This window comes from Serratia montpellierensis (genome assembly GCF_020858655.1).
GTDB lineage: Bacteria > Pseudomonadota > Gammaproteobacteria > Enterobacterales > Enterobacteriaceae > Serratia > Serratia montpellierensis.
On sequence record NZ_VOSN01000013.1, the window covers coordinates 137,844 to 151,342 of the forward strand.

A 13,499-nucleotide genomic window follows, 5' to 3' on the forward strand; every position below is an offset into this window, starting at 1 on the left:
GGTGTCTGTCCTTTTCCTCAAACGGAATGTATCGATGTGGCTGCCTGGCGATTAACGCGCCGCATCCGCCGCTTTCAGCGCCGCCGGCCGCATGTCCTGCCAGTGCGTTTCGATGTAGTCGATGCATTCACCGCGCGACGCCGGCCCCATCAACACGCGCCATCCCGGCGGCGTATCGGCAAACTGCGGCCACAGCGAATACTGTTGCTGCTCGTTGACCAATACGGAGAAACGGAGATTTTCGTCATCGAACGGGTTTTGTTGTTCCTGAGTCATTTGCCTTACCTGTCTGTCAAAATGTGTGGGTTATTCCATCCCGGAAAGCAGTTGGCGCACGCCGTCCAGCAGACCGCCGCGCCAGCAGAGCGCATCGTGCCCGCCGGAAAACACGCGGTAATCGACGCGGTGCCCGGCCGCCGTCAGCGCCTGATGCATCTGGCGATTGACGAATTCGATGTCCGCCTCCCGATCGCCGGCTTGCTGAATTACGGTGAGCGTGGCTGCCGCTGCGCTGCGCTGCCGAACCTGGCGTATCAGCCAGCCTTCCTCCAGTTCGTGGCGTTTTTCGAATTGGGTAACGAATTGCACCGTAGGCCACCAGAAGGAGCCGGACTGGCTCAGCACGTGGCCGAAGCGCTCTGGCCAGTGCAAACCGGCATATAACGCCGCCAGCCCGCCGTAGCTCTGGCCGGCGACGACGGTGCGCGCCCCTTCCTCGCTGAACGGTTCGCGCCGCTGCGCCTGCGGCAATAGTTCGTCGATCACCGCCTGCCAGAATGCGGCGTTGCAAGGCAGCTCGTTTTCCCGGTGTTCGCCGTCGATCGCATCGATCAGCAGCCAACATGCAGGCGGCAGGTGCCCTTTTGCGGTTTCGTGCTCGATCACCGGCAACAGCGCGTGCCTTTCGACCCAGTTTTGGCCATCGAGCAGCAGCACCAGCGGGCGATTCGCTTTCACCCCCGCGTCGCCGCTGGCATACAGCCAGACGCGCCGCTGCGTGCCGAGCCGTTCGCTCTGCCACTGGAAAAGCTGCAGCCGCGCCTCCTCCAGCGGCCGATCGGCGGCCTGCCAGGCGCTTTGATCGTCGGCATCCGGCCCTTGCGCCAGAGAGATGGGCCGCGGGCGATGAGACGGCCCCAGCGATATACGATTCAGCGGATCGGCGATGGCCAACGGGAACAGCGATACCCACCAGGTACGCTGTTGGCGATCGCGCAACGTTTCGTCGTCGCTGAAGATGGGGGGAAGATCCCGGTCGGTAATGGGGATCAGGCTGTAGCTGCCGCGCCAGCGGCGATCGATAACGGCCGCGCCGTACCAAACGTCGGTGCCGGGGAGCCGGGTCAGGCTGCTGGGGGACGTGCTGTGGTGATCGGTAATGCCGTTGATATCGGCGTAAACGCGGCATATCGGCGAGTGCCGTTCATCGCCGGCGGGATCGCGCCACAGCCAGGTCATTTTGACGTGGCTGTCATCGTGCGGTTCGACCACGGGTGTGCCGTGAGCGGCAACCTTCTGCCACCACGCGGATTGCCCCGCCGTCTCTTCACGCAGCCATTGAGCCGCCAATCCCTCACGGTCGTTGTCTGGCCTCTTTTCCGGCAAAAACTCCATAGCGCCCCTTACATAACAAGAATGTCTTTTACAAAACCTGACAATCGTATTGATACTCATTATCATTTTCAATACTATTTGTCGGATTTTTACCGTCGTGCAAACACGACGTCTCCGCGCCGACGGGTGAAGACCGCTTGCCGGCATTTCGGGGTTTATCAGGGTGGCATGACACACAAAAGCAGGTATTCAGGAGAGATAATGAAGATTAAAAACAAAGGGATAGCAAACGGAAGTGCGGAGGCGATGTCCGCCAAGCGTCTGTTGCTGGGATCGGCGCTGGCCTTATTGCCCTTGGCGCAACACGCGTCTGCGGCAGCGGACGAAACGATTTTGGTGACCGCCGACGCGCAAAACAGCGTGACCGCACCGGTCAAAGGGATCGTCGCCAAAGAGAGCGCTGCCGGCACCAAAACCGCCACCCCTCTGCGCAAGACGCCGCAGTCCATCTCGGTGGTCACGCGCGAGCAGATGAACGATCAGGAGCCGGCGTCGGTCGCCGACGCGCTGAACTACACCAGCGGGGTGATCACCACCTACCGCGGCAACTCCAACCGCAATGACGAAGTGATCAGCCGCGGCTTCCGCTATGCACCCAAGCTGCTCGACGGTCTGCACTTTGGCCTCTCGAGCCAAAATGGCGGCGCCGGGCAGATCGATCCCTGGTTGCTGGAGCGCGTGGAGATGGTGCACGGCCCGGCCGGCGTGCTGTACGGCCAGGTCAGCCCCGGCGGCGTGGTGGTGATGACCAGCAAGCGTCCTACCGCCCAGAGCATTCACGAGGTGAAATTCAGCACCGGCAACCGCCATCTGGCGGAAACGGCGTTTGATTTTGGCGGTAAGCTTAACGACGACAACACCCTGTTCTACCGCCTGAACGGTATCGCCAGAACCGAACATGAGTTTGTCAAAGACAGCAAGCAGCAACGGGTGGCCATCGCCCCGGCCTTCACCTGGCTGCCGAACGAAGACACCAGCTTTACGCTGTTGACCAGCTACCAGAACGATCCGAAAGCCGGATCGCGCAACTTCCTGCCGCGCGCCGGCACGCTGTTCCCGACCAGCGCGGGCTATGTACCCTATGACTTCAACATCAGCGAGCCCAGCTTCAACAAGTCGCGGCGCGAACAGGCGTCGATCGGCTACAGCCTCGAGCATAACTTCAGCGATGCGCTGTCGTTTACCCAGAACCTGCGCTTCACTCACCGTGATGAAGACTATAAATATCTGGTTTATAACGTAAATTCGAAGGTCAACGACCACACCGTCACCCGCATGGCGCAGCATGAATCGCAGATGACCAACGAGTTTGGCGTGGATAACCAGCTGAAGGGTCTGTTCGACACCGGCGAGGTGAAGCACACGGTGCTGGGCGGGTTGGATTACCGCTACAGCCATATCGATTCGAAGATGTATCGCGATCGCGGTAACGATTACCCGATCGACTGGGCCAACCCGGTTCGCCCCAGCATCGATGGCAGCACGTTGGCGCTGGTTTCCAGCGATTTGAAGACGCTGAATCAGGTCGGGGTGTATCTGCAGGACCAGTTGGAGTGGAATAACTGGAACCTGCTGCTGTCCGGCCGTCAGGACTGGTCGCAGGTCAACACTCGCGATCGCACCAGCGGCGGCAAAGAGCAGACCTACAACGATGCCCAATTTACCGGCCGCGCAGGCCTGCTCTACGCCTTCGACAACGGCATTTCACCGTATGTCAGCTACAGCACCTCGTTCGATCCTAACCTGTACCCAAGTGCCGCGGGCGCCGATCCGCTCAAGCCGACCACCGGCAAGCAAACCGAGGTGGGCGTGAAGTACCAGATCCCGGGCGGCAATACCCTGCTGACCCTTTCCTGGTTCGACATTACCCAGCGCAATGTGGCGTCTTATAACCGTCTCACCTCCGCCTACGAGCAGATCGGTGAGGTGAAATCCAAAGGGATTGAGGCGGAAGTGCACGCTCAGCCGACGCCGGAGATCACGCTGACCGCCGCTTATACCTACACCGACGTAGTGACCAAAGACTCCAACTCGGCGGACGAAATTGGCCACAGCCCGGCGGGTATCCCGCGCCACGCGGCCTCCGCCTGGGGCAGCTATAGCGTCCTGAGCGGTGCGCTGAACGGCCTGACCGTCGGCAGCGGCGTGCGTTACATCGGCGATGCGCCGGCCGACGCCACCGGCCAGTACGACGTGCCGACTACACGCTGTATGATGCCATGGTGAAATATGACCTCGGCCAGGCCTCGTCGGCGCTGCGCGGTGCAGCGCTCCAGCTTAACGTGCAGAACCTGACGGATAAGAAATACGTTTCATCGTGCAGCGGCGAGTACGCCTGCTTCTACGGCAGCGGCCGCAGCATCATCGCTTCGGTCAACTACCGCTGGTAACAAGAATGGGCGGCCAGCGCCGCCCATTTCTCCCACCTTTCCCGCTGCCTACTCCTGCTTCAATTCCCGCAAGTGCTTGTACACCGTGGCACGCCCCATCGACAGCACGTTGGCGATGTAGTCCGCTGCGCTTTTGGCTTTGAACGCCCCCTGATGATAGAGATCGCTGACCAGCCGGCGTTTCTGTTCGCGGCTCAACGCACCGAGCGCGGCGTTCTCGCGCCGCAGCCAGTCGTGCAGGAAAGTGTTGATCTTCTCCTGCCAGTCATCTTTGAACAGCTCTTGCGGCTGTGGCTGCAGCCGCGTGACCGACAGGAACATGTCCAGCGCGTTGCGGGCGTCCTCGAACATCGCGGTGCTCAGGTTGATGCACAACAGATAGCTGGGCTTGCCCTGCTCGTCGCGCGCGGCGATGCTCACCGAACGCATCTTTTTGCCGTCCCAGTTCAGCTTCTCATAGGGGCCGGTCACGTTGGCGCCGCCATCAAGTTCGACGCCTTCCAGCCCGGCATCGTCGCCCGGCTTGCGCTTCGACAGGTTGTTCGCCAGATAGGCTATTTTGTTGGTACTCAGATCGTGGATCACCACTTCCGCATTCGGGAAAAACAGCGCCGCGATCCCGTCGGCGACCGACCGCAAAAGTTCGAGTTGAGAAGAAGAGTTCGGCACGCTGGGGTGTCTCCGTATGGCCCGGTTTGGTTGGCTGTTCAGCCGCTTAGCATACCGCAGTTGCCGCCGCTTGCCGAGTGGACGGGCGGCAAGCGGCGCATCCTTCGCCGATGGCTACGCTGGTAATGCCCCCCTTTGTTGACTTCACAGGGTATCGTTGCCCGTGGCCGCTCGCGGCGAAAAAAACGCCGGGCTCAATATGACCAGGTTATTGTCACTGCCCTATTCCCACACCGTTTATGCCATTTAAAATCCACATCAGGTTAATGGCATTAATAACCTGCCGATCTTAATGGTTTATTTTCACGACAGAACAAATTAATTAACACGCGCGTTTTTGTAAGGTTATTCTTATGCAAATAATAGGGTTTTCATGGCGGCCAATACCGATTCAGACTATTCCTAATTATTTCCTCTGAACAGCGGGAATAAATTGAAATTGCAGTACTGCAATAAGGATGCAGCTTAATTCGAGTTGTATAAGCAATTTAATTTAAAGGACTTTTTATTATGGCTTATGAATCCAAGGCGGCCTGTTCCGCCAACAGCTACATTATTGAAATCTCGAGCTTTAAACTGCCAACCTCGCTCAGCCCGGAAGCCTTTGCCGCGCTGGACAAACGCGTGGAAGAGGAGTTTGTCTCAAACCAAAGCGGGTTCATTTCGCGTGACTCAGGCATCAGCGTAGACAATGAGCCTCGCTGGGTGAACATTGTGAAATGGGAAACGCTGTTGGACGCGGATGAAAACATTTACCAATTTACACAGGCTTCCGCACCGGCATCCGTCAAAGAATATCTGGCGAGCATCGGCGCGGAACCGGTGGAATTAAAACGCTATCAGCACACCGGCCCGTAATGCGTGCTGGGTGACCACGCCCAATCGGCAAAGCCTTCTTTAAAGCCGATTCGCAAAACCTGAACGGGTGGCCGCTTGCGGTCACCCGTCCGTTTCAGGTGAGCACATTTGTCAGCCCTTGCCTCGAGGGCCGTAACACATTAAAACAGCCTCGGATTATGCTTCTCTTTGCGCGATAAAAACACGGCCGCAGGCGGCGTTTTAACAGGTTTTTAACGCTGCCGAGAGGAAACGCCATTGTCAACATAGCAGTTAAATAAAATGAAACTTTTTGATCACATTCAAGCTTCTGAAAAATAGATATAAAGGTGTTTTATGCGTTTTATATGCATAAAGTATGCATGTTCACGCTCACTGCCGAATAAAAGTAATTAACTATTCATTTGCCCCCGACAGGCGGCGAAAAACCGTCCGCTGGCCCGATGAGCGGGGGGCTAACAACCGGCATAATTAGTGGTAAATTAAGCGTCGCAAAGTGTTATGCGCTTGCTAATCCACGGTTAAACGAAATAAATACCTCTAATATATAAAGGTTGGTTATGGAAAAGCTATCCTACGCTTCAGACAGCAGCACCACCGCTTGGGCTACATATCTGCAACAAATCGATCGCGTCGCCCCTTACCTCGGCGAGCTGTCACGCTGGGTTGATACGCTGCGTCACCCTAAGCGCGCTTTGATTGTTGATATCCCGCTGCAGATGGACGATGGCACCATCCGTCACTTCGAAGGTTTCCGCGTACAGCACAACCTGTCGCGTGGGCCGGGCAAAGGCGGTATCCGCTTCCACCCTGACGTCGATCTGAACGAAGTGATGGCCCTGTCCGCCTGGATGACCATCAAGTGTGCCGCGGTCAACCTGCCGTACGGCGGCGCCAAGGGCGGCATCCGCGTCGACCCGTTCAAACTGTCTGAAGGTGAACTGGAGCGACTGACCCGCCGCTACACCAGCGAAATCGGCTTCATTATCGGGCCACAGAAAGACATTCCTGCGCCGGACGTCGGCACCAACGCCAAAGTGATGGCCTGGATGATGGACACCTACTCCATGAACCACGGCACCACCATCACCGGCGTGGTCACCGGCAAGCCGATCCACCTCGGCGGCTCCCTGGGCCGTGAGAAAGCGACCGGCCGCGGCGTGTTCGTGACCGGCAGCGAAGTGGCCAAGCGCCTGGGCGTGCAGATCGAAGGCGCCAAAGTGGCGGTACAAGGCTTCGGTAACGTGGGCAGCGAAGCGGCTCGCCTGTTCGTTGGCGTCGGCGCGCGCGTCGTCACCATCCAGGACCACTCCGCCACCCTGTTCAACGCCAACGGCATCGATCTGGCTGCGCTGACCGAATACCAGGCCAAGCACAAACAGATCGCCGGCTTCCCGGGCGCCAGCGAGATCGAAAGCGAAGCGTTCTGGTCGGTTGACATGGACATCCTGATCCCAGCGGCGCTGGAAGGCCAGATTACCCGTCAGCGCGCCGAAATCCTCAGCGCCAAGCTGGTGCTGGAAGGGGCTAACGGCCCAACCTTCCCAGAGGCTGACGACATTCTGCGCTCCCGTAACATCACCGTGGTTCCGGACGTTATCTGTAACGCCGGCGGCGTAACGGTCAGTTACTTCGAGTGGGTGCAGGATATGGCGAGCTACTTCTGGAGCGAGTCCGAGATCAACGAGCGTATGGACAAGATCATGACCGACGCCATGGTCCACGTCTGGAACAAGGCGGCCGAGAAAGAGTGCAGCCTGCGCACCGCCGCTTATATCGTGGCCTGTGAGCGCATCCTGACCGCACGTAAAGAGCGCGGCATCTACCCAGGTTGATGCCCGTATCCCGGCCTGCCCCGGCAGGCCGGATTTTCCTCAGCGCAAACAGCGTTTCAACACCTTACCGGTGCTGGTCATCGGCAAGCGCTCGACAAACTCGACGATACGCGGATATTTGAACGCCGCCAGCCGCTCCCGGCTCCAGGCGATCAGCGTTTCCTCCTCGATGGGCTCCTCCGTTTCTTTCAATACCACCACCGCTTTGATCTCTTCGCCCAGCGACGGATGCTCGACGCCGATCACCGCCACCAACGAGACCGCCGGATGACGAATCAGCGCCTCTTCAATCTCGCGCGGATAGACGTTGAACCCGCCGCGGATGATCATATCCTTGGCCCGATCGACGATGAAATAGAAGCCGTCGGCGTCGCGGCGCGCCAGGTCCCCGGTGCGAAACCAACCGTTTTCCAGCACGTCCGCCGTCGCCTCGGGGCGGTTCAGATAGCCTTTCATGATGTTGTAACCGCGTACCGCGATCTCCCCCACCTGATCGACTCCGTCGATCGGCTGCCCGGTGACGTCGAGCAAGCGCACCTCCACGCCCCAGATCGGTTGGCCGATGGAACCAGGTTTGGTCACGCGGTGCGGATGGTTAAAGGTGGCGACCGGGCTGGTCTCCGACAGCCCATATCCTTCGAGAATGTTGACGCCGAAGCGGCGCGAAAAATCCTCCAGGATCTGCACCGGCAAACTGGCACCGCCGGAGACCGCCATACGCAGCGTGCTGCGCAAGCGCTCGATATCCGTGTGCTCATCCAGCGCATTCAACAGCGCCCAATACATGGTCGGCACCCCGGCGAAGAAGGTGATGCCGTGCCGCTGCATCAGCGCGATGGCCTGGTGCGGCGTCGAAGCGCTCGACCAGCACCAGGGTAGCGGCGGCGGAAAACCCGGCATTCATCTGCACCGTCGAGCCGAACGTATGGAACAGCGGCAGGGTCATCAAATGGCGATCGGGCTCCGTCTCTGAGCCGTCGAACAGCCGTACCGATCCCAGCGCGTTGAGCACCAGGTTGGCGTGGGTCAACTCCGCGCCTTTGGCCCGGCCGGTGGTGCCGCTGGTGTAGAGCACCACCGCCGTGTCGTTTTCGAGCGTCGCGGCCGAAGCGAATTCGGTAGCCTGCTCGGCTATCGCCGCGCTGAAACGTTCCCCCTCAAGCGGTAGCCGATCGCCGATGATAAACACCTCACGGCATTGCTCCGCCTTCGCCGCCGCCCGCAGCGCCTCTTCCCCCAATGGCAGGCCGCTGCTGCCCTCGAAACAGAACAGCGCCACCGCCGCTGAATCCGCCAGGTAGTAGTCGAACTCTGCGCTTTTAAGCAGAATATTGAGCGGCACCACCACCGCGCCGCTTTTGAGAATGCCGTAATAGATAGCCGGAAACTCCGGCCGATTTGGGCAGGCCAGCGCCACCCGTTCGCCGGGCTGCACGCCGCGCGCGACCAGCAAATTCGCCACCCGGTTGGCCATTTCGTTCAGCGCCCGATAGCTGAGTGGGATATCGTCCTGTATCACCGCCGGCCGTTCCGGCCAGGTGCGCGCACTCTCTTCAAGCAAGGTAGCCAGATTCAGCATCGGGGATCCTCCCTGGGAATGAGCGGCGAGAAAAGCGCCGCAGTATCACGAGTATAGATAGGCGCTTTGCGGTTCGCATTCCCTGGAGCGCTGGGCTATACCTTAGGCAGTCCCTATCCCGCAGGAGTTGTGATCATGAGCAAGAAAAAGATCCTGATGCTGGTCGGCGACTACGCCGAAGATTACGAAACCATGGTGCCGTTTCAGGCATTGCAGATGATTGGCCATTGGGTGGATGCCGTGTGCCCCGGTAAAACCGTCGGTGACTACATTCAGACCGCGATCCACGACTTTGACGGCGCGCAAACCTACAGCGAGAAGCCCGGGCACCGTTTCACCCTGAACGCCGACTTTACCGCCGCCAAAGAAGAACACTACGACGCGCTCTTGATCCCCGGCGGCCGTGCGCCGGAATACCTGCGCCTGAACCCCGAGGTGATCGCGCTGGTACAGGCGTTTGACGCCGCGAAAAAACCGATCGCCGCCGTTTGCCACGGCCCGCAGCTGCTGGCAGCGGCCGGAGTATTGAAAGGCCGCACCTGCAGCGCCTACCCGGCCTGCGCGCCGGAGGTGCGGCTCGGCGGCGGCCATTATGCGGAGATCGGCATCGATCAGGCGCACGTCGACGGCAATCTGGTCACCGCCCCGGCCTGGCCGGCGCACCCGCAGTGGCTGGCGAAGTTCGCCGAGGTATTGGAGCAGTAATGCGGCGCTAGCGGAGCTGCTCGATCAGGAAGTGGATGTCGTACAGCCAGCGTTTGGCGCGCGCGGAGCGCACCAGCATCGACACGCACAGCGGCCGGGGGTGCTCTTTGCAGGCGGAGGGAGAAAACCAGCGCCCGGTGTTGGCCGGCGGCTGGAAATACAGCTCGTGGTTATAGTTGCCGCTGTCGACGCCGAAGGTATCGAAGTAGCGGCGCATCAGCGTATTGGAATCGCTGAACGACAGGTGAAGCGCGGTGTTGATCTCGGTTTCCGGGGTGATGGCCACGCCCTTCTTCAACCGCCCTGGCGTGTTGAATGCGGCGATAAGCGCGATGACCTGTTGCTGAATGTCTTCTGCCATGACGACCTCGAGCCGATATGAATAAAAGATGAATGCGGTTCTCTGTCTGACTCTGCTCACCGCAGCGAGTTCTGGCCGCCGGCCGGGTTTTCTGTTTCTTTACACTTTCCATAAAAAAACCGCGCGCAGCCAAATGCCTGGCGCGCGCGGTCGACGGTTAGCGGCTGAGCGTCGCCTTATCGGCGATGACGCCGTCCCCCTGCCGCTCGGCGGCAACGCCGCCGCCCAACACTTTATACAGGGTGGCCTGATTGTCGTACGCGGTCTGCTGCGCGGCGATCAGCGCCTGCTGCGCCGTGTACAGCGTGCGCTGCGCGTCCAGCAAGGTCAGATAACTGTCCACGCCCTGGCGGTAACGCAGCTCGGCCAGGCGATAATATTGCTGTGCCGCCGCCACATAGCCGGTTTGCGCCGCCAGCTGTTCCTGCAGCGTGGCTTTGCGCGCCAGCGCGTCGGCGGTTTCCTGAAATGCCGTCTGCACCGCTTTCTCATAGGTGGCGACATACAGGTCTTTCTGCGCCTGGGTATAGTTGAGCTGAGCCGTGTTATAGCCGCCGCTGAAGATCGGCAGGCTGATGCTCGGTGCGAACGACCAGACGCCGGCGCCGTGGCTGAACAACGAGGAGAGTTCACCGCTGCCCACGCCGCCGCTGGCGGTCAGGCTGATCGACGGGAAGAACGCCGCCCGCGCCGAGCCGACATTGGCGTTGGCGGATTTCAGGTTATGCTCGGCCTGCAGCACGTCCGGCCGCTTCAGCAACACGTGCGAAGAAACGCCGGCCGGCAGATCGCGCATGATCCCGCCCAGCGCCTCGATACCGCTCGGCAGCAGGTTTTCCGGCACGCTTTGCCCTACCGCCAAATCCAGCGCGTTTTTCGCCTGCGCGGCGCTGGTCGCGTAGCTGGCGGCGTCCGATCGCGCTTGCTGGTAGACGGTTTCCGCCGACGCCACGTCAACCAGCGACGCAATCCCGTGCTGCTGATTGTTGCGCGTGACATCCAGCGACCGTTTGGCGCTGGCCATCGTCTGCTGCGCCACCGCCAGATTGCTGCGCTCCGCCGCCACCGCCACCCAGTCGGTGACGATATCGGCGATCAGCGTCAGGCGGGTGCTTTTCGCCGCCTCCGAGTTCGCCAAATAGGTTTCGAACGCCGCGCGCGACAGGCTGGCGTTCTTGCCGAACAGATCCAACTCGAATGCGCTGACGCCGGCCGCGGCTTCGTAGCTTTGGCTCAGCGCGGTGGCGTTGCCGCTGCCGGTCAGCGCCCGCCCGCGGCTGCCGTCGGCGGTGGCATTGATTGTCGGGAACAGCGCCGAACGCTGCTCGCCGTACAGGGCGCGCGCCGACGCGATATTGGCGATCGCCTCGCGCAGATCGCGGCTGCTGTTCAGCCCCAGCGCCACCACCTGGCGCAGCCGGGCGTCCTGGACATAGTCGCGCCAGACGACGTCCGGGTAGCTCAGCGCCTGGTTACCGCCGGCCTCGCCCTGCGGCAGGTTGGCGGGCACCGGCGCCGCCGGGCGCTGGTAGTGCGGATCCAGCGACAGACAGCCGGTCAGCAGCAGCGGTAAAGTTAACATCATGACTCGTTGCAACACGTTATTCTCCTGCCTGTGACGGCGGGTTGGCGGGCCGGCGGGTAAACATGCGGCGCACCAACACATAAAACAGCGGGACGAAAAAGATGGCCAATGCGGTGGCGGTGATCGTACCGCCGATAATGCCGGTGCCGATGGCGATTCGGCTGTTGGCGCCGGCGCCGCTGGATACCGCCAGCGGCAGCACCCCGGCAGTGAACGCCAGCGAGGTCATCAGGATCGGCCGCAGGCGCATACGGGCCGCGTGGACCGCCGCGCCAATCAGCGTTTCGCCCCGCTGGTGCATTTCCTCGGCGAACTCGACGATCAAAATGGCGTTCTTTGCCGACAGGCCGATGATGGTGAGCAACGCCACCTGGAAGTAGATGTCGTTTTCCAGCCCGCGCAGCATGATCGCCAGCAGCGAGCCCACCACACCCATCGGCACCACCAACATCACCGCGAATGGAATCGACCAGCTCTCATACAGCGCCGCCAGGCACAGGAACACCACGATGAGCGAAATGGCGTACAGCGACGACGCCTGGCCGCTGGTCAGCCGTTCCTGATAGGACAGCCCGCTCCAGGAATAGCTGCTGCCGGCGGAGTATTTCGCCGCCAGTTTCTCCATCTCGCTCATTGCCGTACCGGAGCTGACGCCGGCGGCGCCCTGCCCGGTGATCTCGAACGACGACAGCCCGTTATAGCGCGACAGGTTTTCCGGGCCGTAGATCCAGTGCGAAGACGCAAAGGCGGAGAACGGTGTCATGCTGCTGTCGCCCGCCGCGTTGGTGCCGCGCACAAACCATTTGTCGAGATCTTCCGGCTTGGCGCGATACTCTACGTCGCCCTGCATATAGACCTTTTTCACTCGGTTGCGGTCGATAAAGTCGTTGACGTAGGTGCTGCCGAACGCGCTGCTGAGTGTGCTGTTGACGTCGCCGGCGCTCAAGCCGAGCGCCTGCAGCTTGCCGTTGTCAATCTCCACCTGCAGCTGTGGGGTGTCCGGCAAGGAGTTGGCGCGCACCGCCAGCAATGCCGGATTGTTGCCGGCGGCGGCGACGATCTGGTCGCGCATCGCCTGTAGCTCGGCGCGGGTGGTCGCTCCTTTGGCCTGCAGCTCGAAGGTGAAGCCGTCGGACTGGCCGAAGCCGTCGATCGCCGGTGGGCTCATGGAGAAGACCTGGGCGTCGCGCAGCGAGGCGAAGTGCGCCATGGCGCGTTTGGCGATGGCGTCGGCGGTGTTCTCGCTGCCGCTGCGCTGGCTCCAGTCTTTGAGGCTGACGAACGCCATGCCGGCGTTTTGCCCGCTGCCGCTGAAGCCGAAACCGTTGATGGTGAAAATGGTGCTGACGTTAGCCTTTTCCTGGTCGAGGAAATAGGCGGTCACCGCCTCGCTCACCGCCGAGGTGCGCGCGTTGGTGGCGCCCGCCGGCAAGGTGTACTGCACCATCACCGTGCCTTGATCCTCGTTGGGCAGAAAGCCGGTCGGCAAACGCAGGTACATCACGGCGGCGGCGATCAACAGCAGGCCGTACAGCAGCAGATAGCGCGTCGGCCGGTGGATCACTGCGCCGACCTTGTCGGCGTACTTCTCCTGCAGCCGGTCATAGCCGCGGTTGAATTTGCCCAGTAAGCCTTTATCGGTCTGCGCATCGTGCGCCGGTTTCAGCAGCGTGGCGCACAAGGCCGGCGCCAGCGTCAACGCCAGCACCACCGACAGCACCATCGAGGAGACGACGGTGATTGAAAACTGGCGATAGATCACGCCGGTGGAGCCGCCGAAGAACGCCATCGGCAGAAACACCGCCGACAGCACCAGCGCGATGCCGACCAGCGCGCCGGTGATTTCACGCATCGATTTCTCCGTCGCCTCGCGCGGCGGCAGCTTATCCTCCCGCATCACGCGTTCGACGTTTTCCACCACCAC

10 protein-coding genes and 2 pseudogenes are annotated in these 13,499 nt (G+C 60.9%); 4 read left to right on the top strand and 8 right to left on the bottom strand.

What is annotated here, in order from left to right:
* Positions 1–51: 51 nt before the first annotated feature.
* The gene (locus FUU19_RS12480) at positions 52–276 is read right to left on the bottom strand and encodes an MbtH family protein (protein ID WP_060447157.1); all 225 of its coding nucleotides are present in this window, start codon (positions 274–276) and stop codon (positions 52–54) included.
* Between the two features lie 30 nt (positions 277–306).
* Positions 307–1,614 (bottom strand): enterochelin esterase, encoded by a 1,308-nt coding sequence (fes, locus tag FUU19_RS12485; protein ID WP_230489833.1) that lies wholly within the window; start codon positions 1,612–1,614, stop codon positions 307–309.
* Between the two features lie 201 nt (positions 1,615–1,815).
* Here fes and FUU19_RS12490 point away from each other — a divergent pair.
* Positions 1,816–4,004: pseudogene (locus tag FUU19_RS12490) on the top strand (TonB-dependent siderophore receptor).
* A gap of 48 nt (positions 4,005–4,052) precedes the next feature.
* Here FUU19_RS12490 and FUU19_RS12495 read toward each other — a convergent pair.
* On the bottom strand, positions 4,053–4,673 hold the full coding sequence (locus FUU19_RS12495) for a helix-turn-helix transcriptional regulator (RefSeq protein WP_141968788.1): 621 nt from the start codon (positions 4,671–4,673) through the stop codon (positions 4,053–4,055).
* A gap of 510 nt (positions 4,674–5,183) precedes the next feature.
* Here FUU19_RS12495 and FUU19_RS12500 point away from each other — a divergent pair.
* Both FUU19_RS12500 and FUU19_RS12505 read left to right on the top strand, forming a co-directional pair.
* Positions 5,184–5,531, top strand: coding sequence for an antibiotic biosynthesis monooxygenase family protein (locus tag FUU19_RS12500; protein ID WP_141968786.1), 348 nt, complete (start codon positions 5,184–5,186; stop codon positions 5,529–5,531).
* A gap of 539 nt (positions 5,532–6,070) precedes the next feature.
* A complete protein-coding gene (locus FUU19_RS12505) occupies positions 6,071–7,345 on the top strand; it encodes a Glu/Leu/Phe/Val family dehydrogenase (RefSeq protein ID WP_047730686.1) in 1,275 nt (424 codons plus the stop codon).
* 39 nt (positions 7,346–7,384) lie between these two features.
* On the opposite strand, the gene FUU19_RS24760 is transcribed toward FUU19_RS12505, so the two are convergent.
* Together FUU19_RS24760 and FUU19_RS12515 are read right to left on the bottom strand one after the other, a co-directional pair.
* Entirely contained in the window at positions 7,385–7,801 is a 417-nt protein-coding gene (locus FUU19_RS24760; RefSeq protein WP_430726489.1) for an AMP-binding enzyme, read from the bottom strand.
* A gap of 45 nt (positions 7,802–7,846) precedes the next feature.
* Positions 7,847–8,924, bottom strand: a pseudogene (locus FUU19_RS12515) (AMP-binding protein); the annotation flags it as partial.
* A 135-nt stretch (positions 8,925–9,059) separates the two neighbouring features.
* Between FUU19_RS12515 and FUU19_RS12520 the strand changes: the two are divergent.
* Complete coding sequence (locus FUU19_RS12520) at positions 9,060–9,629, top strand: DJ-1/PfpI family protein (protein ID WP_197834184.1); 570 nt, start codon at positions 9,060–9,062, stop codon at positions 9,627–9,629.
* A gap of 7 nt (positions 9,630–9,636) precedes the next feature.
* Here FUU19_RS12520 and FUU19_RS12525 read toward each other — a convergent pair whose 3' ends face one another.
* The 3 genes from FUU19_RS12525 to FUU19_RS12535 all read right to left on the bottom strand — a co-directional run.
* The gene (locus FUU19_RS12525; protein ID WP_060433101.1) at positions 9,637–9,990 is read right to left on the bottom strand and encodes a DUF1493 family protein; all 354 of its coding nucleotides are present in this window, start codon (positions 9,988–9,990) and stop codon (positions 9,637–9,639) included.
* A 157-nt stretch (positions 9,991–10,147) separates the two neighbouring features.
* The gene (locus FUU19_RS12530) at positions 10,148–11,590 is read right to left on the bottom strand and encodes an efflux transporter outer membrane subunit (protein ID WP_337925267.1); all 1,443 of its coding nucleotides are present in this window, start codon (positions 11,588–11,590) and stop codon (positions 10,148–10,150) included.
* 1 nt (position 11,591) lies between these two features.
* Positions 11,592–13,499, bottom strand: a 1,908-nt coding sequence (locus FUU19_RS12535; protein WP_230507139.1) for an efflux RND transporter permease subunit, incomplete at its 5' end; no start/stop codon positions are given.

Coding starts and splice junctions, on each gene's coding strand:
- FUU19_RS12520 (WP_197834184.1), top strand. CDS start 9,060: ATGAGCAAGAAAAAGATCCTGATGCTGGTCGGCGACTACGCCGAAGAT.
- FUU19_RS12505 (WP_047730686.1), top strand. CDS start 6,071: ATGGAAAAGCTATCCTACGCTTCAGACAGCAGCACCACCGCTTGGGCT.
- fes (WP_230489833.1), bottom strand. CDS start 1,614: ATGGAGTTTTTGCCGGAAAAGAGGCCAGACAACGACCGTGAGGGATTG.
- FUU19_RS12500 (WP_141968786.1), top strand. CDS start 5,184: ATGGCTTATGAATCCAAGGCGGCCTGTTCCGCCAACAGCTACATTATT.
- FUU19_RS12525 (WP_060433101.1), bottom strand. CDS start 9,990: ATGGCAGAAGACATTCAGCAACAGGTCATCGCGCTTATCGCCGCATTC.
- FUU19_RS24760 (WP_430726489.1), bottom strand. CDS start 7,801: ATGAAAGGCTATCTGAACCGCCCCGAGGCGACGGCGGACGTGCTGGAA.
- FUU19_RS12480 (WP_060447157.1), bottom strand. CDS start 276: ATGACTCAGGAACAACAAAACCCGTTCGATGACGAAAATCTCCGTTTC.